This window comes from Chryseobacterium indoltheticum (genome assembly GCF_003815915.1).
Taxonomy (GTDB): domain Bacteria; phylum Bacteroidota; class Bacteroidia; order Flavobacteriales; family Weeksellaceae; genus Chryseobacterium; species Chryseobacterium indoltheticum.
In genome coordinates, this window is the sequence record NZ_CP033929.1 from 1,963,778 (window position 1) to 1,984,417 (window position 20,640).

Sequence of the window (20,640 nt, forward strand, 5' to 3'; positions counted from 1 at the left end):
TTTGCTGTAATGCTGTCAAAAAAATCTCAATATGCTTTTAAGGCACTTTCATATCTCGTAGAAAAGAGAAATGAAGGGCCTATCCTAATTTCAGAAATTGCAGAACACAAAAAAATTCCTTTGAAATTTCTTGAAAATATACTGCTCGAATTGAAAAAAGCAGATATCCTTGATAGTAAAAAGGGAAAAGGAGGAGGCTATTTTTTCAAAGAAAATCCTCAAAATGTAAATCTAGCGAAGATTATCCGTCTCGTAAATGGTCCCATTGCAATGCTTCCTTGTGTAAGTCTTAATTTTTATGAAAAATGTGCAGATTGCAACGAAGATCACTGCAGTTTACATGATGTTTTGATTGAGGTGAGAGATGCATCGCTTAAAATTTTAGAAGAAAAAACACTTTTAGACCTAATCGATTAAGTCCTAATTTTGATTTTATAAGTCTACTTATTTGGTAGGATAACATTTTTGTTAGATATTTGCTGGTATCAAACAGAAATTATGTTTTCAAAAGAGGATATAGATACTTTACAGCAGCTTACCTTGGAGGACGGATTACAATTTGTTTCTTCTAAATTCTCAGAAGGGATTGTTTTCTCAACCTCGCTTGGTCAGGAAGACCAGGTAATTACAGATGCTATTTTCAAAAATAATTTACCGATAAAAGTTTTCACCTTAGATACAGGACGTCTTTTTTATGAGCATTACGATTTGCTTTCAAAAAATAATTCGCGTTATCAAAAGAAAACTGAAGTTTACTTTCCCGAATCTTCCGATGTTGAAAAATATTTGATAGAAAAAGGTGTTAATGGCTTTTATCATTCCGTTGAGAACAGGAAAGAATGTTGTTTCATACGAAAAGTAAAGCCGCTGAACCGCGCTTTGGAAAATGCGAAAGTATGGATTACAGGTTTGCGTTCTGAACAATCTGAAAACCGGGAAAATATGCCCATACTTGAATGGGATGAAGACCGGAAATTATACAAATACAACCCGTTAATTAACTGGACTTATCAAGATGTTCTACATTATTTAGAACAACATAAAGTTCAGGAATTGTCTTTACACAAAAAAGGTTTCATCAGTGTGGGTTGCCAACCTTGCACAAGAGCCATCGAAGAAGGCGAAAACCCACGGGCCGGAAGATGGTGGTGGGAAACTTCACAAAAAGAATGCGGTCTGCATTCACATTAATTCACGTTTAATTTTTCGAATAATAATGAGTGACTATAAACTAAATTATCTGGAACAACTGGAAGCCGAAAGCATTTACATCATGCGTGAAATTGCAGCTCAGTTTGAGAAGCCAGCTTTGCTTTTCAGCGGTGGAAAAGATTCTATTACATTAGTTCATCTGGCGAAAAAGGCTTTTGCTCCGATGAAAATTCCTTTTCCTTTTGTACATATTGATACGGGACACAATTTTCCTGAAGCATTGCAGTTTAGAGATTATTTTGCTGAAAGTCTTGGTGCGAAACTGATCGTCAGAAAAGTGGAAGACACCATTAAAGCAAAAAAATTAACCGAGCCAAAAGGAAAATTTGCTTCAAGAAACTGGTTGCAAACGCATACTTTATTAGATACCATTGAAGAATTTCAGTTTGATGCCTGTATTGGAGGAGCAAGAAGAGATGAAGAAAAAGCCAGAGCAAAAGAACGATTTTTTTCTGTTCGTGACGAATTCGGACAATGGGATCCGAAACTTCAACGTCCGGAATTGTGGAATATCTACAACGGAAGAATTAACAAAGGCGAAAATGTAAGAGTTTTCCCGATTTCAAACTGGACGGAACTCGATGTTTGGAATTATATTAAAAAAGAAAATATTCAGCTGCCTTCAATTTATTTTGCGCATGATCGTGATGTGATTGAGTATGACGGACAATTAATTGCAGTTTCAGATTTCATTCAGATTGATGAGAATGATCAGATTCAAAATAAAAAAGTGCGATACAGAACGGTTGGTGATATGACTTGTACTGCTGCAGTTGAAAGCGCTGCGGAAACTTTAGATCAGGTTGTCAATGAAATTACTGCTTCCCGAATTTCAGAACGAGGCGAAACCAGAATTGACGACAAAGTAACGGAAGCCGCAATGGAAGACAGAAAGAAGGGAGGTTACTTTTAATATAAATGATAAACGATAGTTGATAAATGATTTTTAAAAGAAAGTTGAGATGATTTATCATTGATCAATTATCATTAATAAATAAACTTATGGACATACTAAGATTTATAACTGCAGGAAGTGTAGACGACGGCAAAAGTACGTTGATCGGAAGACTTCTCTACGACAGCAAAAATATATTGATCGACCAGCTTGAAGCGCTCGAGAAACAATCAAAAAATAAAAACGAAAATGGAGTAGACCTTGCGATTCTTACTGACGGATTAAGAGCCGAAAGAGAGCAGGGAATTACTATTGATGTTGCTTATCGATATTTTTCGACTCCAAAAAGAAAATTCATTATTGCCGATGCGCCGGGACATATTCAGTACACTCGAAATATGATTACAGGAGCATCTAATTCGCAATTGATTATAATTTTGATTGATGCAAGACAAGGCGTTATTGAACAAACCAGAAGGCATTCTATCATCGCTGCATTATTAAAGATGAAAAATGTGGTAGTTGCGATTAATAAAATGGATCTGGTAGACTATTCTGAGGAAGTTTTCAATAATATTAAAGCTCAATATGAATTGGTTGCCAAAAAACTGAAGCTGGAAAACGTCAGTTATTTTCCGATTTCGGCTTTTAATGGGGATAATATTGTTTCAAAATCTGAGAAAACGGACTGGTATCAAGGTTCAACACTTCTAGATTTCTTAGAAAATGTGGAAATCAATGAAGATCAGGAAAAAGAAAATCCAAGATTTCAGGTGCAGTATGTCATTCGTCCGCAAACTGATGAATTGCATGATTACAGAGGATATGCAGGAGAAGTAATTTCAGGAATTTATAGAAAAGGAGATGAAATTACGGTGCTTCCACAAAATATTCAGACTAAAATTTCCAAAATTGAAACAGGAGGTCATGAAGTAGATTTTGTATTTACCAATCAGCCTGCCGTGATTCATGTGGAAGATGACATCGACATCAGCCGTGGAGATTTTTTAGTAAAAACCAATCAGCAGCCGAAAGTTGAAAATGAGTTTGAAGCTGTAGTTTGCTGGCTCGATAAAAAAGAACTCAACGAAGGAAACAAATATTTTATCCAGCATAAAAGCAAGACTCTGAAAGCTATCATCAAAGAAATTGAATATAAAATTGATGTTAATACTTTAGAACAAACTCCAATTACCGAAAGCATTAAACTTAATGAAGTAGTAAAAGTAAGATTGAAAACAGCTTCGCCTTTGGTTTTTGACAGTTTTGAAGACAGTAAGTCCACCGGAAATGCCATTTTGATTGATGAAACCAGCAATTCTACGGTTGGAGCGGTGATGATTTTATAAGTTTTTAATTTAACACACATGATGATATGATAATTTCGCAAAAAATTCAGTTCAGGCTCAATCTGCTATTGATTACAATTGCAGTTTTGGCAATCACATTTCTGTCGATGTACAGCTTAGGATATTTGGATGAACTTGAAATTATTCTTGCCAAAGACAATTACATTTTTTACTGGATGCTTTTGGTAGGGGTTTTTGCTGAAGTTGTCGCCGGATCTATGGGAATGGGATATGGAGTGATTTGCACCACAACACTTTTATTTCTGGGAATTCCTCCGCATGCGGTAAGTGCAAGTATTCATTCTGCCGAAAGTTTTACAACAGCAGCCGGAAGTATCAGCCACATTAAACTTAAAAATGTAAGCAAAAGTCTGGTGAAAAAGCTTGCAATTCCTGCGATTATCGGAGCAATTATCGGAGCAGTTTCACTGACTTATCTTGGTGAATATTATTCGAAAATTACGAAAACAGTGATTTCTTTTTACACTTTGTATCTTGGAATTCAGATTTTATCGAATGCTTTTAAACCTAAACAGAATAAAGCTTTAAAGAAAAAAACAAATCTTACAAGATTGGGAGTGATCGGTGGTTTCATCGACTCTTTTGCTGGTGGAGGATGGGGACCTTTGGTGACGGGAACTTTAATTAAAAACAGTTTTACGCCCAGATTTGCAGTAGGAAGTTCTACGGTTGCAAAATTTATTTTGACTGTTACCGCAGCAGTGACATTCTTTTTAACCTTAGGAATTCAACACTGGAATATTATTCTAGGACTCCTGATCGGTGGAATTATTACCGCACCTTTTTCTGCAATGCTTACTGCGAAACTTCCTGTAAAAAATATGTTTATTATCATCGGAACTTTAGTGATTGTGATGAGCTCGATTACAATTTATAAATCGGTTTTTTAGATTTTTTTTTGTGAAAAATTTAGGATAATTTGAATTCAATTAAAATCAAAAATAATTTTACATTTACTGCCTAAAAATAATACATGAATTTACATATCGTTGCCCTTTTCAAATTTAAAGAAAATAACTTAATGGATGCTGTAGAACTATTTCAGACTTTGGTAAGAGAAACCAGAAAAGAAGATGGATGTCTGCAATATGATTTAATTGAAGATAAAGATAATAAAGGAACTTTTTTCCTGATTGAATTATGGGAAAGTGTAGAGCATCACAGCCAACACAACGGAACGGATCATCTAATGGATTTCAGAAAAAATGCGTCTAAAATACTGGAAGAAACTGCACAGGTTTATAAGGGTTTTAAAATCTATTAATTTTGCTAGATGCTAGATGCTAGATGCTAGATGCTAGATGCTAGATGCTAGATGCTAGATGCTAGATGCTAGATGCTAGAAAAGTCAAAAGGCAGTTTCATCATTCTTGAAAACTGCCTTTTTATTAGAAAAAATAGAAAGTATTAATTTTGTGGTGAACGGTCAATTAGCATCGCTGTCAATGGTGAATTTAAAATTTAAAATTGACAATTCACTGTGAAGAAAATTCACTTCTTCACGTTTCTTATTTTACAATAAGTTTTTTAGCTTCTGTCTTACCACCGTAAGAAATTTTCACCAAATAATTTCCTGCCGGAAGATGAGATAAATTAAGATCTTGTTTGTAGAAACCTGCCTGATTGCTCAGCTCTGCATTATAAACTCTCTTACCGGTAAGATCATAAACTTCAACGGTTCCTTTGTTGTTGTCTTTTTCTTTTACATCAAATAAAACAGTTACTTTTTTGTCAGCCGTTGTCGGATTCGGATAAATACCGAATGACGCTTTCTTGCTAACCTCTGTAATACCCAATGTTGAGGTAATATTTTTGTATTTGAAATACATATTTCCTGTAGACGACCCATCATTTGAAACAAAGTACATTCTGTAATAATCAGAGCCTTGTTTTACATAATAAACAACATCGGAGTAAGGCAATCCTATTGTAGGTTTCCAGTAATGTCCGATTGTTGTTATATTGTTTGAAAATGCTGTTAATGCAGGCAAAGTATATGTGGTTGTAGCCTGTGTTTCAGGTTTTACTTTTGCTACCGTAATATTGGGATTTTGAATAACACCAGACAATCTGTATTTCATTGTTTGTGGGTTTCCTTGCTGATCAACATATGGATAATCATTCCAGTATCTTGTAAACATCATATCCCAATTGGCTCTCGGCGGCTCAAGATTTGCAACTTTATCTCCTGTGGCAAAAGAGAAATAGTTGAAGAAAGCATCATCAGTTCCGTTAGCTATCGTTTTTGTCTGTGTAGCATCCCAAGAAGAAGTGGCAGCATTCCATTTTGCATATTTAAAAGTGTACCCGCCAAAGAAATCTTCAATCATAAATTTATAGAAAACATCTGAAGGATATTTTAAAATAAAAACAACACTTCCTACCACATGATGATTAGAAGGGTTATATTCTCCCCAGCCATAGGTTGCAGAACCTTGTTCAAAGGCACCGTTCTCAAGAGCAGTTGTATTATCCAAATTATATAAAGGCGCTCCGTAGGTCGAGATATTATTCGTGGTAATCGTATTCCAGGCACTTGCTGTGTTTGCGGCTTGATACACTTCCACATTCTGAGCATCATTTATTCTGGTTCCGAATCCGTAGGTAGAGTTTCTGTAGAATGCAATATCCCAAGAATTTGCTGGTTGAGAAACAATATTGTTTGCACTAAAATCAAAGAACACTCTGTTTTGATACGAAGGTCCCATGGTAAGGTTTACCGTAGTATATCCGTTTGCATCTGTCTGAGCCAATACAGTTTGCTGCACTGATAAAGCAAATACTGATGCCAAAAATAATTTTGTTTTCATAACCTTAATTTTCTTATTTAGAATTATTCTACAAAACTATATAATTATTTTTAATAATTCTAAATAAAAACATGACATTTGTCTTGTTTTAAAGTTTTATAAACAAGTTTTTTGAATTAAAGTGTTGTTTTTCAAAGGTTTAAAACGAAAAAAAAAGTGAATTACATTAGTAACTCACTTTTTAGAATATATTTAAAATCAATTATTTCTTAATGAATTTTGATTGAATAGCTTTTCCATCTTTAGTCTGGGCTGAGATATAATAAACCCCGGTTTGAAGAGTGTTGATGTCAAAAGAATTATTATTTGGTTTCCCTGAAGCTACATTTTGACCAGCTGCAGAATAAACATCTACTTTTTTAATTTCTGTTTTACCCACAAAAAAAAGAGCAGTATTGTCTGCGTTTACAGCGAACTGAATGTCGTTATTTTTTTTTGAGTTATCAGAAACAGATAAGCTAGCCGTTAAGTCATAAACCACGTCGTCAAAATCTGCTGCTGTATGAGGTACACCTGTAACAGCATTTACAGTTTTAAAAACAATATAGCTTGAAGATGAGCTTGGGATTGATCTTGTAATAGTCTGATAGGTATTGTCTGTAAGTGTAACGGGTGCTCCTACAGCTACAAAAGTAGTCATATCTGTAGGGCTTAATGCCAATCCTACTTGTACAACTATTGGAGCAGCATTTTGTCCGTTTCTTCTTGCTTTGAATGAGAGCGTTTTATTTCCTGTTGGCGCAACAATTTGTGGAGACACTAAATATTGTGGTGTGTCTTTGTTACCTCCGGAATAGGATGACACATATCTGTTTGTAGCATCATTTGCTTCTGCATATACAATCATCATTGGCGACGGCGGGCTCGGCGGAGTATTCATCGGAGGGAGTACAGCAGACCAACTATTCTGAGGAAATGTTGTGTTTCCTGTTGTAAAATTGTTAAAATTCTGGTTAATTGTAGCCAATTGCGCATTTGCTGTAACTGCTGAAAAAACTAATCCTGCAAAAAGTAATTTTAATTTCATTTTTCTAATATTTATATATCGCAAAATTACTAATTAGTTTTTAATTGTTCTAAATAAAATAATGATTTTTATCTTGTTTTTAAATTTATAATATTGCTGACATACAATATATTATAATAATATTCGTAATATCTGTTATCATTATCAAAATTCTGTTATCATCATTTTCAGTTAAAATATCATATTACAAAACTTTAATTATTTTTACTTATTCTAAATAAAGTCCTATATTTGTCGAAATTTTTGAATCTATGAAGAAGAAAGTGTTTTCAATTGTGTCGTTATCAACAGTTTTATGGATTAATGCACAGGAAAAAGATTCTCTTAATCAAAAGAAAATAGAAGAGGTTGTTATCACCGGACAATACATGCAGCAATCGATCAATAAATCAATTTACAAAGTTGAGGTGATTGATGCTCAGCAGATTAAAAATATGGCTGTAACTACGGCGGCAGAAGTTCTGAATCAAAATCTAAATATATTAATCGAGCCTGATAGCGGAACTGGTGATTCCAGAGCCAGCATTATGGGTTTGGGCGGCTCATACACAAAAGTACTTATTGATAATATCCCGGTAGTGGGAGATCAGGGAATGGGTAACCAAATTGACCTTAGTAAAATCAATGTAAATAATATAGAACGTATTGAGATCGTAAAAGGCGCAATGGGTGTGGAGTACGGCAATAATGCTGTGGCAGGTGTTATTAATATCATTACCAAGAAAAATTATACCCAAAAAGTAACGGCACTTTTATCATTGCAGGAAGAAACGGTAGGGAAAGATTATGACTGGTACAAAAAAGGAAATGGAAGACATATTCAGGCATTAAACCTAGGGTTTAGACTTTCCAATAACTGGTCTTTGACTGCCGATATCAATCATAATGATTTTCAAGGCTATGAAGGTGACTTGAACGGTTATAAATATTTTAACCTCAGTAACGATAAAAAGAGAGGGTACGAATGGCTTCCCAAAGATCAACTTACAGGAAATGCAGCTATCCGTTATTCTAAAAACAATACCTCATTTTTCTATAAAGTAAATTTTCTTACCGAAGATATCAACTTTAGAGACCCAAGAATTACAGACTTTCCCTTAGGTGGAGGTGAGAGAACTTTCATCTCACAAGATAGGGATTATTTTACCAAAAGATGGATTCACCAGTTTAATATTCAGACTAAACTGGGCTCGAGAATTAATTATCAGGGGGATTTCTCTTATCAGACTCAGGAAAGAAAATATCAGGATTATATTTATGATGTTCCTAATAGACAGACTTTGTCTACGGACGAAAAAAAGGTCTATTACGATACTAAAGTATTCTATTCCCGAGGAATGTTCAGTAATTTCTTAGATAACGAAAAAATTAACTTTCAGTTAGGATACGAATTAGATAATACCAGTGGTTTTGCAGGTTCTTCGACATTCGAATTCAATAATAATGGAAAAAATATAGAGCAGTCAATTTTCAATTATGCAAATTTTCTTTCTGCAGAATGGAGGATAGATGATAAATTTTCACTACGCCCGGGTGTAAGATTGGCATTAAGCAATAAGTTTGATTCTCAGTATAATTACTCTTTAACAGCGAGATATAATACGACCTCAAGATCAGATGTAAGAGCCGTTTTCGGATCTTCAAACAGATTTCCAACTTATGAGGAGTTATATACTTCGGTAGTAGATAACAATCATGATATTCGCGGAAATGAAAATTTAAAACCTGAAACCGGGTATTCGTTCGGACTATTCTATGATTACAGTATGCCTGCAGTGAATAATTGGAAAGTGAATGTTAGTCTATCAGGAATGTTTCTTGACGTACAAGACAGAATAGAAAATGTGATCGTAAGCAATGAGCCTCTAAAATATACTTTTCTGAACATCAATAATTACAGGTCTCTTTTATTTGGTGGTGGTTTAACGGTGAAAAAAGATAATTTTTCATTAAATGCCGGTGTTTCGGTAATGGGAATTTCTCAGGAATTGATTTCCGGAACAGTGGTTTCTCCTGATGACTATAATTTTTATGCTGAAGCAAATCTTGGCGCAAACTATACCTTAGACAAAACCAAAACTCTATTTGCATTATACTATAAATATACAGGAGTCAGAAAGCAGTTTACCCAGAAATTTAATCAAAATCCAAGTGCTGCACCAGAATATATCTTAGGAGAAGTCGGAAATTTTAATATGTTGAATTTTACACTTACCCAGCCATTTTTCAACAACCATTTAGAATTAAGCTTAGGAATCAAAAATATATTTGATGTTTCGTCTGTAAGAAATACGATCAGTTCGGGAGGAGCCCATAATGCTGGTGCAGATATACAAAATCTTTTCTATGGAAGAAGCTATTTTGCCCGTTTAAATTATAATTTTTAATAAAGGATTACAATGAAAAAAATACTTTTTTGCCTTCTGGTTGGCACCTCGTTTATATCACAATCTTGTATTAAGGATAACGAAGATGCAGTGGCAGTGCCTCCTATAGAAGGTTCTATTATTGATCCAAGAGTTGGGGGGGCTACAGAGCCGAATCAGGTTTGGTATGACTTGAGTAAAAAAGAAGAATTAGTTACTAAAAGAACCGATTGGGACTTCGCCTTCTATTCAGGAAATGAGTTTAAAGTTGTTTTAAATTCATCAATTATGATGGCTGCTGCCAAAATTCCGAATGTCACAGAATTATCACAGGTGACACCATCTACTGTTGCCGTGTTACAGACGCAGGTACTGGTAGCGAATTTTAATGCAGCTAATGAAGTTTATATAGATGATGTAAAAGGTAATTTCCCTGAAGGATATACTGCAATCTCCGAAATTAAAGCCAATTCTTCAGAAAATGGAATTTATCTGGTAAATATGGGGAAACACATTTATGAAGGATCTGTTCCCGTGGGTACTGTTACCACTGGCGGAAGTGAAAGAGGCTGGAAAAAAGTACAGATTGCAAGAGCAGGAAACGGTTATACCATAAAGTCAGCAGACATAAATGGAGATAATTATTTCGAAATTACAGTGACAAAAAATACAGCCTATAATTACAATTTTGTCAGTGTAGTTAATAAAAAAGAAGTTTTTATACAGCCGGAAAAGAAAAACTGGGATCTTTGTTTTACGGTTTTTACCAACACAATTACGGGATCAGGGAGCTACATTTATGCAGATTTTGTAAATAATAATAATGTAGGTGGTGTAGGTGCATATGAAGTTGTAATCCCATCTCCAGCTTCAGGATTAGAGGCGTATAATAATTTTAAAGTTACCGATATTGAACAGTCAAAGTTAATCTACAACGATCATCGAGTTATCGGGGCAAACTGGAGAAATCCTGTAGGTACCAACGGCCTTGAAGTATTTGGTGACCGTTTTTATATCATCAAAGATGCAGACGGATATTATTTTAAACTAAGATTTACAAGACTTACAAAGGCTGCTACAGACGAGTTTGGTCTGAAAGGTGAAAGAGGGTTCCCTCAATTCGAATACAAACCTTTATAGAAATAATCAAATAATAATTAATAAAATGAAAAAATTCATCCTTGCAGCTTCTGTTTTAGTGGCAGTATATTCTTGCAAAAAAGAAGTTCAAAAACCAACAGAAAACGGAACTGAAGTTTCTTCTGATACTCCGAAATCTGATAATAAAATCGTTTCTATCAGTGGAGGTATCACAGAGATTGTTGCTGCTCTTGGTCACGAAAACGAAATTGTAGCAACAGATGTTACCAGTACATATCCTGAATCTCTAAAAGCTACTGCTGAAAATTTAGGACATGTAAGATCAATGACGATTGAGCCGATCATGGCAGTAAATCCTACCTTGATTTTAGCTTCAGATAAAGATATCAATCCGGATTTATTAGGGAAAATAAAAGCTTCAGGTATCAAAACTGAATTATTCAAGCAGGAATTTACAGTTGACGGAACCAAAAAATTAATTTCCGACGTTGCAAAAGCTGTAGGAAACACAGATTATCAGAAATTAAACGATAAAATTGATACCGATTTAAAGCAAATTCAGCCAATTGCCAAAAAACCGAAAGTACTATTCATCTACGCAAGAGGAAATATGATGATGGTTTCCGGTAAAAATACGCCTATGGCAGCTTTAATTAATCTTGCAGGAGGTGAAAACGCAATCAATGACTTCGAAGATTTCAAACCGTTAACTCCGGAAGCGGTTGTAAAAGCAAATCCTGATGTTTTATTCTTCTTTACGACTGGTCTTCAGGGATCAGGTGGAAACGAAGGTGCATTAAAAATGCCGGGTGTTTCTCAAACCAATGCAGGTAAAAACAAAAGAATTATCGCAATGGATGGAGGTTTAGTTTCAAGCTTCGGACCCAGACTTGGTGAGGCTGCAGTTTCATTAAACAAACTTTTAGTTGAAAGCACAAAATAAATTATATATTTATCTTATTATAAGTGCCCTTTTGCTGGTTATACTGGCAATTGCGGCGCTTTATATCGGTGTTTACGATTTCAACGGCGTTTCACCTTTTACCGTTTTAGGTCAGTTCATTCAGGGGGATCCCAATCTGCAGTTAAGCGACAAATATGTACTTTGGGATGTGAGAGCGTCACGAATTATTATGGCCATTTTAGTGGGAAGTATGTTGGCGGTTTCAGGAACGAGTTTGCAGGGATTGTTTAAAAATCCTTTGGCAACGGGAGATTTAATAGGTCTTACTTCGGGAGCAACTTTATTGGCGGCAATTGCAATTGTTTTAGGAGGGCATTTCAAAGAATATCTTCCTGAAATGGTACAGTTTTCACTGACGGGTATTTCAGCTTTCATAGGAGCTTTATTAGCAATGTTGTTGGTGTATAGGATCTCTACAAGTGGTGGAAAAACAAATGTTGTGATGATGTTATTGAGCGGAGTTGCAATTACCGCAATCGGATTTTCTATTACTGGTTTTTTGATTTATATCTCTAAAGACGAACAGTTGAGAGATCTTACTTTCTGGAATATGGGAAGTTTGGCTGCTGCAACCTGGACTAAAAATATTGTCTTAGCAATCGTAATCGTAATTTCTTACACCATTCTTCTTCCGAAAGGCAAAGCGCTTAATGCAATGATGTTGGGCGAAAAAGATGCACAGCATTTAGGAATTAATGTTGAAAGATTAAAAAAACAGATTGTTATTTTAACGGCTTTAATGATCGGAACCTGCGTTGCTTTTTCAGGAACGATTGGTTTTGTAGGGCTTATTGTACCGTATATTTTAAGGCTTTTATTTAAATCAAATTACACTTTTATTTTACCGTTGTCTGCAATTTTCGGAAGCATTTTACTGTTGGTGGCAGATACGTTTAGCCGAAGTGTGGTGCAGCCTTCAGAATTACCGATTGGTATTTTAACGGCGTTAATGGGTGGCCCTATTTTTATCGCAATTTTAATTAAATTTAAAAAATCATTCTAATGTTAAAGGCACGTCAGATTGATTATAAGCATAAAGAATTTTTTATTCTGAATGATGTAGATGTCACGTTAGATTACGGCGACTTTTTGGCAATTGTTGGTCCAAACGGAGCCGGAAAATCAAGTTTGCTGAGTATTCTGGCCAATGAAGTGAAGCAGGGACAGCAGAAAATAATGTTTAAGGATAAAGATATTTCCGAGTGGGAAGTGAGAGAATTATCTTTACACAAAGCTAAATTTTCTCAGCATAATTCCAACGAGATTCCTTTGCAGGTAAAAGATGTGGTGATGATGGGGCGTTATCCTTATTTTGATTCTCAGCCAAGAAAAGAAGACTTCGAAGCGATGAATAAATTGATGTACGAAACCGATGTTTACCATCTTAAAGAGAGAGATTACAATACGTTGTCTGGTGGTGAAAAGCAAAGAGTGCATCTTTCGAGAGTAATGGCGCAACTTGAAAATGAGCAGGAACAAAAACTTGTTTTTCTTGATGAGCCTTTGAATAATCTGGATGTAAAACATCAGTACAAAGCTTTAGAAATCATAAAAAAATTTACACAGAACGACAATTCGGCCATCGTTGTTTTGCACGATCTGAATCTTGCTGCTCAGTTTGCAGATAAAATTTTATTAATGAAAGGCGGGAAAGTTTCGGCGTACGGAACGCCGGAAGAAGTTTTTACTTCCGAAAATATTACGCAGGCCTACAACTTTCCTTGTACTATTTGTCCGCATCCGGTCAACTCAAACCCAATGATTATTTTTGGATAAATGGAACAGAAAGATTTAAAAATATTAGCCCAAAATCTTGCCAACCCGCAAGGTGAAAAAGGTGTTGAAATTGGTGAAATGATGAATGCCACCAATATAGGAATGACGCTTGAAAGCATCAAAACACTTTTGATAGAAGATGATGAGCATATTCTTGAAATTGGTCATGGAAATGCAGGTCATCTTAAAAGTCTTTTAAATAAGGCCAAAGACCTTACATATACAGGAATTGATATTTCTGAAACAATGCGTAAAGAAGCTGAGAATCTGAATAAAGAATTCAAAGATCAGGCTGATTTTATTTTGTATGAAGGCAGAAAGCTTCCTTTTGAAGATGAGGTTTTTGATAAAATATTTACAGTCAATACCGTTTATTTCTGGGATAATCCGGTTGAGTTTCTCAACGAGATTTACAGAGTTTTAAAAAATACGGGAACCTTCGTCCTTACTTTCGCACAGAGAGATTTCATGGAGAAATTACCATTTACAAAATTTAATTTTAATCTTTACAATAATGACGAAATGGAAGAATTAATATCTGAAAGTCGTTTTAAAAGAATGAAAATCTCCGAAAAAGAAGAAGAAATAAAAAGCAAAACCGGAGACGAATTAATCAAAAGAAATTATACAGTTTTAACCATAAAAAAATAATAAAATGAATACAATAGTTAACGATCTGAAAGAAAAATGGGAAGCTCTGAAAGTAGAAAATCCACATTTGAGAATAAGAAATGCCGCTGAACAATTGGGTGTAAGCGAAGCAGAATTATTATTAACTAACGTAGGTGAAGAAGTCACCGTTTTAAAACCTGAATTTGCCAATATCTTAACGGAGGTTGAAAAATTAGGAAAAGTAATGGCGCTAACGAGAAATGACGAGTGTGTTCACGAAAGAAAAGGAACTTACTTAAACGGTGATTTCAGCAGTCCTCATGCACAGCTTTTTGTAGGTGAAGATATCGATTTAAGAATCTTCCAAAATCACTGGAAATTTGCTTTCGCCGTGGTTGAAGGTGATAAAAGAAGTCTTCAGTTCTTCGGAAAAGATGGTTTGGCGCTTCACAAAATTTATGTAACGAAAGACAGCAATGTTGAAGCTTTCGATCCTATCGTCGCTCAATTTAGAGCTGAAAATCAAAACGAAACTTTTGAATTTGAAGCGGTTGCTCCAAAAGCTCCTGAAAAAGAAGATTCAGAAATTGATGCTGAAGGTTTCAAAAAAGCATGGACGGAACTGAAAGACACACACGATTTCTTTATGATGACCAGAAAATTCGGGGTTTCAAGAACTCAGGCCTTGAGATTGGCGCCAGAAGGTTATGCTAAAAAAATAGATCCTTCAAAAGTGGTAAATGTTTTGGAAGATGCTTCTGAAAAGAATCTTCCGATCATGATTTTCGTTGGGAACAGAGGAATTATCCAAATCCACACCGGAGAAGTGAAAAAAACAATGTGGCACCAGCAATGGTTTAATGTAATGGATCCTGATTTCAACTTACATTTAGATGTCACAAAAATCACTGAAGCCTGGATAGTGAAAAAACCAACCGAAGATGGTGAGGTGACGGCAATAGAAGTATTCAACAAGGAAGGAGACTTTATTGTACAGTTTTTCGGAAAAAGAAAGCCGGGAATCCCTGAATTACAAGAATGGAAAGATTTGGTAGCAGATCTTGAAAAATAATAATTAGATGATTTGATGAAGGCCGTTTTGTTTTTTGTAAATCAAAACGGCTTTTTTTGTTAGATGAAATGTAAAGTTACTTCACATATAGTTTGTCATTCTGAACGAAGTATATTTGTGAAAAATTAAAAATGTTTATTCAAATTGAAAAGATCTTTTACGAACTTTACATCAAATAAAAATCAAAAAATATAAAATGAAAAATATTTTTATCGTCATATTAGTCTTAGGTTTTTCTGTTTTTAAAGCGCAGAATTTTAAACCTTATCAGTTCTATAATAAAAAAGGAAAAGCCATCAAAACTGAGAAATTGATCAAGCAGCTTGCTGATTACGATGTTGTTTTCTTTGGTGAGCTTCACAATAATTCGATCGTTCACTGGCTGCAGTTAAAAGTAACAAAAGGATTGTATGAACAGAAAAATAAGCAGATTACTTTGGGTGCCGAGATGTTTGAAAGAGACAATCAGCCGCAGCTTAATAAATATCTTGCCGGTAAAATTGAAGCTAAAAGTCTGAAAGATTCTGTTCGTTTGTGGAATAATTATACCACAGATTACAAACCTTTGGTAGATTTTGCAAAAGATAAAAACCTGAATTTTATTGCGACCAATATTCCAAGAAAATATGCTTCTCAAACTGCAAAAGAAGGTTTGGAGTCCTTAAATAAACTGAGTGAAAAAGAAAAATCTTACATTGCTCAATTGCCGATTAATGTAACTTTAGACACGCCCGGTTATCCTGAAATGAAAAAAATGATGGGCGATCATGCAGAAGGAACCAAAGTGATGAATTTTATTTCGGCTCAGGCAACGAAAGATGCAACGATGGCTGAATCTATTCTTAACAACCTGCAACCCGGAAAAACATTTATTCATTACAATGGAAATTTCCACAGTAAAGAGTTTGGCGGAATATACTGGTACATCAAACAGAAAAATCCAAACCTTAAAATGGCAGTAATTTCTGTTTTTGAATCTGAAGATGACGAATTAAAAATCCCTGAGAAAGAATATATCCCGACAGATTTTAATCTGATTGTTCCGGCGGATATGACCAAGACTTATTAAGTTTAAAGAACTAAGTGAAAAGAGCCAAGTAAAAAGGTAAAAGAGATAAGTTGGTATTCAAAGAAAATCTTTGATTTTCAAGACAAATGTGTTCTTTTATACATTTTAAAATTAAAACTCTAAAGTGATTTATGTGTTTTAAAAATATCCAGGGATTAAAAAGATTGTCACAAATTTTTATATGCTGAATTTGCCCACTCTGCGTGAGAAAAATTAAACAAAATACATCAATAGGAACGGGCTTTAGCCCGTTTTTTATATGAAAAATCCAAAGGCTTCAGCCAAAACTTGAAAAACATCCTTTATCTTTGTTCAACATTCTTTTAAAAATGAAAAAAATCTCCATACTCTTCATATTTTTTATCGGTTTTATCAACGCTCAAAAGTTGACTCCTAACGAAATTTCTCTTATTAATCAGGGCGATGTCAATTCGGCTCTACTGATTTATCAGATTACTGATGCTCATCAACATACCACTTTGCTGAACCTTTCAACAGAAATTGATCCGCTTGATAAAAACACAGCAATTTTGGTTAAAAGAATGGAGAAATCACTTCTTTCGACGGACGGTGGAGTAGGAATTGCGGCTCCGCAAGTAGGAATCAATAGAAAAATAATTTGGGTACAGCGTTTTGATAAAGCAGGCGAACCGTTGGAATATTTCATTAATCCTGTAATTACCTGGAGATCGGAATTACAGAATCTTGGTCCGGAAGGCGATTTATCGATTCCCGAATTTAGAGATCAGTTTTACAGAAGCAAAGTTATTAGACTGGAATATGTTGACTTAAAAGGTCAGAAATTTTCAGAAATGGTGGAAGGTTTTACCGCCGTGATTTTCCAGCACGAAATCGATCATCTTTTTGGAATTTTAATTTCAGATAAAAAGAAAAAAGAGGAAAATGATTCTTACCAAGCGGTAGATGCTTATAAGAAGAGTGATTCTGTAACGAGATAAATTGCTCTTTTATTTGTTGATATCTTCAATCATTTTAATGATCTCTAAAAAATCGTTCTCTTTTTTGAAAGCTTTTATTTTGTCAACAATTTCTGGATGATCTTTAAAAAGAATATAAAGATCTTCTTTTGCTTTTTCATATTTCTTTTCTTTCATTCTGATTCTGTACGGATAAGCATAGAGTTTTTTGTCAGCATCATTAGCATCCTGAAACACAAAATTAGGATAATCTTCTAACGTTCTTGCAATTGGATTATATCCTCTGATTGATGTAAAATAAATATTGAATTTACCTTCCGAAACAACTTCTCCAAATGTCTCCGTAATCTTTGTTGGGGTTCCAACCAATGCATAGTTATCTGCATAAGCTTTGAAATTATATAAAGGAACAAACTTCAAATTTTCAGCAGAGAAGCTTGTAATATCATTTGGGGTATATTTCTCTGGTTTTGCTTTTTCATCTGATCGGAAATGTAATTTATCATTTTGGGTGGGAAACCATTTTATCTGCCCATCAAGTTCAGATAAATCTTTAAGGATTACTTTACCGTTGACGAATTCTGTTGCAAATGGATAGTTTTGCCCGTAAGAGAAAAATACTGACAAAAGTAAAGAAACGCTTAAAATATATTTCATAATCTTGATATTTTGAGAAAATTTTAAAGCCAAAAATAAGAAAATTATTCTTTTACATGGTGATTTAGTATTTCTTTATCTGTACACAAGAGACATTTTTTATTTTGATCTTTTTACCAACTTTTTTTAATGTTCCTGTTTCAAAATTTCTTTTAAATACAACAACATTACCACTTCCTGTATTGGTTGCAATTAAGAACTTTCCACTCGGATCGAGACCAAAGACTCTTGGATGTTTTCCTTTTGTAGATTGATAACCGACAGTTTTTAATGTTCCGTTATTTTGAATTGAAAATATAGCAATATTATTTTCCTTTCCGCGGTTTGAGGCATATAAAAATTTTCCATCGGGCGAAATGTGAACATCGGAACTTTCAAAGCTATCATTATATTTTTCCGAATGAGTATGAATTCGTTGAAGATTGCTCAGCTTCCCATTTTCGTAAGAATATACACTGACGGCTCCTCCCATTTCTTCAATACAATAAGCATATTTTCCATTTGGATGAAACGTAAAATGTCTCGGTCCGCTTCCTAAGGTTGTTTTTGTAAAAGCAGTTTTAGCTTCTTGTAAAGGTTGAGCGTTTTCATTTTTAAATTGATAAGTTCTTATTTTATCTGCTCCGAGATCTAGAAGAAAGAGATAATCATAGTTAGGAGAAAAAACTGTTGAATGAATATGAGCACGATTCTGTCTCTTAACGTCTACACTTCCTTCTGAAAACTGAAAATTCTGAACATGAGGTTCGATTTTTCCACCTTCTGAAATAGGATAAACGGAAACACTTCCTTCCGTATAATTTCCATTGATAAGCCATTTGCCATTCTTGTGAACAGTAAGATAGACAGGGTTTTCACCACCGCTTTTTTCACTGTTGATAAAGGTAAGCGATTCATCTTTAGGTTTAAACTCAAAACTGCTTACGCTTCCTCCGTTTTCTGTTTTGCTTTCTGTGCATGCAAAAATATATTTTCCATTGGGTGAAACAGTCAGAAAAGAAGGGTTGAGAATACCGCTAACTGTGGTTATTTTTGATAAATTTCCGTTAATGGTATCTAATTTATAAACATAAATTCCTTCTGTATTTTTATCCCAATTGAAAGAGCCAAAAAAAGCATACGTGTTTTGAGAAAAAAAATAGATCCAAGTACAAAAAGTAAAAGTTAAGACGAAAAATTTTTTCAAAATATAAGGTTGAATGTGTTATATGAAGAGTGCAAAAATTAGTTTTTACTTTTTTGGTATATGCATTTTTTTAACCGCAAGATCCACAAAATATTTTATGAAGAAATAAGTTATTCAAAAGCTAATAAAACAAACAATAAAAGGAAAACACTACACTTTGTAAACTTTTGAATATTCCTATTTACATCATTTCATTTGATTCTTTTCGGCCAAAAGACATTTTAAGTTTTTTGCTGTGTACTCAATTTTTATTTTCAAATATAATACAAATCCTTTAAAACTTGAACCAAAACAAGTTATTGAAACTATTCGATGACTCATTATGAGCTTTAAAGTTATTGAATTTCAACCTACCAGCCATCAATTAAACCTATCAACCACTTAGTTAAGTCTTCTAAATTTAATACGGAATTTCTATGCTTTTGATGTGAAATTTAGCAAACCACTTTAGAGGCAAGGTTTCCCAATTTGGGACGAGGCAAACCTATTTCCGGGGAGACTTTCCCAACTTGTGATAATACAAAACTTTTTGCGAGGAATGTTTCCCAAGTTGGGACAGTGTAAACCAGTTTGAGGGAAGATTTTCCCAAATTGATAAGTATAAAAATTTCAGGTGATATTCTACGTTTTAATAATATATTTACTTCCAATTTTATTGTGAATTATTAAACAAAAAAAATCTGCTTCATACTGAAACAGATTTTATATCAAATTTAGATAAGATCTTAGTTATTCGTCACCGTAAGTTTTACCTCAATGTTATTTCTTGTAGCATTAGAATAAGGACAAATCTGATGAGCTTTTTCAGTCAATTCATGAGCTTCTTCAAGAGAAACTTCAGGAATATTAACTTCTAATTCAACCGCCAAACCAAATCCACCGTTTTCTATCTGACCAATGCTTACATCAGCTGTCACGGTTGTTTCACCGGTTTTTACTTTAGATTTATTGATAACTAAATTTAAAGCGCTGTCGAAACAAGCAGCATATCCGGCTGCAAAAAGCATTTCAGGATTTGTGAAGTCGTCATTGGCTCCGCCTAAAGCTTTTGGCATTCTTACTTCAAGGTCAATAATTCCGTTTTCACTTTTTACTTGCCCGTTTCTTCCGCCTTTTGCGGTAACTTTTGTTGTATATAATGTTTTCATTTGTTGTCTAATTTGTTTAATATTTTTTTTACGCTTTTGCTAAGCTCGGCCCAGTCTTCCTTAGAAACTCCAACTTTATGATAAATTTTGGAAGGAATCTCACAAGCTTTCTGCTGAAGTTCTTTTCCCAAATCGGAGATAAAAACCTGAACAACTCTTTCATCTTCTTTCTTTCGTTTCCTAAGAATCAATCCCTTAGCTTCCAGTCTTTTCAAAAGCGGTGTTAATGTACCACTGTCCAGATAAAGCTTTTCGCCAATATGATTTACTGGAAGTCCGTCATTTTCCCACAGAACCATCATCACAAGATATTGCGGATAGGTAATATCCAGCTCATCAAGAAACGGACGATAAAGCCCGGTAATCTCTTTTGCAATCACATATAACGGAAAGCAAATTTGATTTTCTAATTTTAAAGATTCTGAGTTTTCCATAAT

General features: G+C 34.4%; 21 protein-coding genes. 15 read left to right on the forward strand and 6 right to left on the reverse strand.

The annotated features are described in order from the left end of the window. The first annotated feature begins 9 nt into the window (after positions 1-9). From EG358_RS09210 to EG358_RS09235, 6 genes are all read left to right on the forward strand, one after another. A complete protein-coding gene (locus EG358_RS09210; RefSeq protein ID WP_076562256.1) occupies positions 10-417 on the forward strand; it encodes an RrF2 family transcriptional regulator in 408 nt (135 codons plus the stop codon). An 81-nt stretch (positions 418-498) separates the two neighbouring features. Continuing rightward, the gene (locus EG358_RS09215) at positions 499-1,191 is read left to right on the forward strand and encodes a phosphoadenylyl-sulfate reductase (RefSeq protein WP_076562197.1); all 693 of its coding nucleotides are present in this window, start codon (positions 499-501) and stop codon (positions 1,189-1,191) included. A gap of 25 nt (positions 1,192-1,216) precedes the next feature. Continuing rightward, a complete protein-coding gene (cysD, locus tag EG358_RS09220) occupies positions 1,217-2,125 on the forward strand; it encodes a sulfate adenylyltransferase subunit CysD (protein ID WP_076562196.1) in 909 nt (302 codons plus the stop codon). A gap of 89 nt (positions 2,126-2,214) precedes the next feature. Then, complete coding sequence (locus EG358_RS09225) at positions 2,215-3,456, forward strand: sulfate adenylyltransferase subunit 1 (protein WP_076562195.1); 1,242 nt, start codon at positions 2,215-2,217, stop codon at positions 3,454-3,456. Positions 3,457-3,482: 26 nt separating this feature from the next. Then, on the forward strand, positions 3,483-4,367 hold the full coding sequence (locus EG358_RS09230; protein ID WP_076562194.1) for a sulfite exporter TauE/SafE family protein: 885 nt from the start codon (positions 3,483-3,485) through the stop codon (positions 4,365-4,367). Between the two features lie 83 nt (positions 4,368-4,450). Then, a complete protein-coding gene (locus EG358_RS09235) occupies positions 4,451-4,741 on the forward strand; it encodes a putative quinol monooxygenase (protein WP_076562193.1) in 291 nt (96 codons plus the stop codon). Between the two features lie 244 nt (positions 4,742-4,985). Here the strand turns inward: EG358_RS09235 and EG358_RS09240 are convergent, their stop codons facing one another. Next, positions 4,986-6,287, reverse strand: a complete 1,302-nt coding sequence (locus EG358_RS09240) for a T9SS type A sorting domain-containing protein (RefSeq protein ID WP_076562192.1) — start codon at positions 6,285-6,287, stop codon at positions 4,986-4,988. Positions 6,288-6,489: 202 nt separating this feature from the next. After that, positions 6,490-7,314 (reverse strand): T9SS type A sorting domain-containing protein, encoded by an 825-nt coding sequence (locus EG358_RS09245; protein ID WP_076562191.1) that lies wholly within the window; start codon positions 7,312-7,314, stop codon positions 6,490-6,492. A 251-nt stretch (positions 7,315-7,565) separates the two neighbouring features. On the opposite strand from EG358_RS09245, the gene EG358_RS09250 reads away from it, so the two are divergent. The 9 genes from EG358_RS09250 to EG358_RS09290 all read left to right on the forward strand — a co-directional run bounded on the left by EG358_RS09250 (position 7,566) and on the right by EG358_RS09290 (position 17,233). After that, on the forward strand, positions 7,566-9,701 hold the full coding sequence (locus EG358_RS09250) for a TonB-dependent receptor plug domain-containing protein (RefSeq protein WP_076562190.1): 2,136 nt from the start codon (positions 7,566-7,568) through the stop codon (positions 9,699-9,701). A 12-nt stretch (positions 9,702-9,713) separates the two neighbouring features. After that, positions 9,714-10,820, forward strand: a complete 1,107-nt coding sequence (locus EG358_RS09255) for an HmuY family protein (protein ID WP_076562189.1) — start codon at positions 9,714-9,716, stop codon at positions 10,818-10,820. 25 nt (positions 10,821-10,845) lie between these two features. Beyond that, a complete protein-coding gene (locus tag EG358_RS09260; RefSeq protein WP_076562188.1) occupies positions 10,846-11,724 on the forward strand; it encodes a heme/hemin ABC transporter substrate-binding protein in 879 nt (292 codons plus the stop codon). After that, entirely contained in the window at positions 11,708-12,748 is a 1,041-nt protein-coding gene (locus EG358_RS09265; RefSeq protein WP_076562187.1) for a FecCD family ABC transporter permease, read from the forward strand. Before EG358_RS09260 ends, EG358_RS09265 begins: the two co-directional genes overlap by 17 nt. Beyond that, positions 12,748-13,521: a heme ABC transporter ATP-binding protein gene (locus EG358_RS09270; RefSeq protein ID WP_076562186.1), complete on the forward strand. Its 774-nt coding sequence runs from the start codon at positions 12,748-12,750 to the stop codon at positions 13,519-13,521. The genes EG358_RS09265 and EG358_RS09270 overlap by 1 nt, the downstream gene beginning before the upstream one ends. Then, positions 13,522-14,172 (forward strand): class I SAM-dependent methyltransferase, encoded by a 651-nt coding sequence (locus EG358_RS09275; RefSeq protein WP_076562185.1) that lies wholly within the window; start codon positions 13,522-13,524, stop codon positions 14,170-14,172. It abuts the gene before it with no gap. Positions 14,173-14,176: 4 nt separating this feature from the next. Then, positions 14,177-15,205, forward strand: coding sequence for a hemin-degrading factor (locus tag EG358_RS09280; RefSeq protein WP_076562184.1), 1,029 nt, complete (start codon positions 14,177-14,179; stop codon positions 15,203-15,205). Between the two features lie 196 nt (positions 15,206-15,401). Further along, positions 15,402-16,274, forward strand: a complete 873-nt coding sequence (locus EG358_RS09285; RefSeq protein WP_076562183.1) for a ChaN family lipoprotein — start codon at positions 15,402-15,404, stop codon at positions 16,272-16,274. A gap of 329 nt (positions 16,275-16,603) precedes the next feature. After that, positions 16,604-17,233: a peptide deformylase gene (locus tag EG358_RS09290; protein WP_076562182.1), complete on the forward strand. Its 630-nt coding sequence runs from the start codon at positions 16,604-16,606 to the stop codon at positions 17,231-17,233. Between the two features lie 9 nt (positions 17,234-17,242). Here the strand turns inward: EG358_RS09290 and EG358_RS09295 are convergent, their stop codons facing one another. The 4 genes from EG358_RS09295 to EG358_RS09310 all read right to left on the reverse strand — a co-directional run bounded on the left by EG358_RS09295 (position 17,243) and on the right by EG358_RS09310 (position 20,637). Further along, a complete protein-coding gene (locus tag EG358_RS09295) occupies positions 17,243-17,869 on the reverse strand; it encodes a hypothetical protein (protein ID WP_076562181.1) in 627 nt (208 codons plus the stop codon). A gap of 64 nt (positions 17,870-17,933) precedes the next feature. Continuing rightward, positions 17,934-19,055, reverse strand: coding sequence for a lactonase family protein (locus EG358_RS09300; RefSeq protein WP_174565106.1), 1,122 nt, complete (start codon positions 19,053-19,055; stop codon positions 17,934-17,936). A gap of 725 nt (positions 19,056-19,780) precedes the next feature. After that, complete coding sequence (locus EG358_RS09305; RefSeq protein ID WP_076562179.1) at positions 19,781-20,203, reverse strand: organic hydroperoxide resistance protein; 423 nt, start codon at positions 20,201-20,203, stop codon at positions 19,781-19,783. Next, positions 20,200-20,637, reverse strand: a complete 438-nt coding sequence (locus EG358_RS09310; RefSeq protein WP_076562178.1) for a MarR family winged helix-turn-helix transcriptional regulator — start codon at positions 20,635-20,637, stop codon at positions 20,200-20,202. The genes EG358_RS09305 and EG358_RS09310 overlap by 4 nt, the downstream gene beginning before the upstream one ends. Between the last annotated feature and the right edge of the window lie 3 nt (positions 20,638-20,640).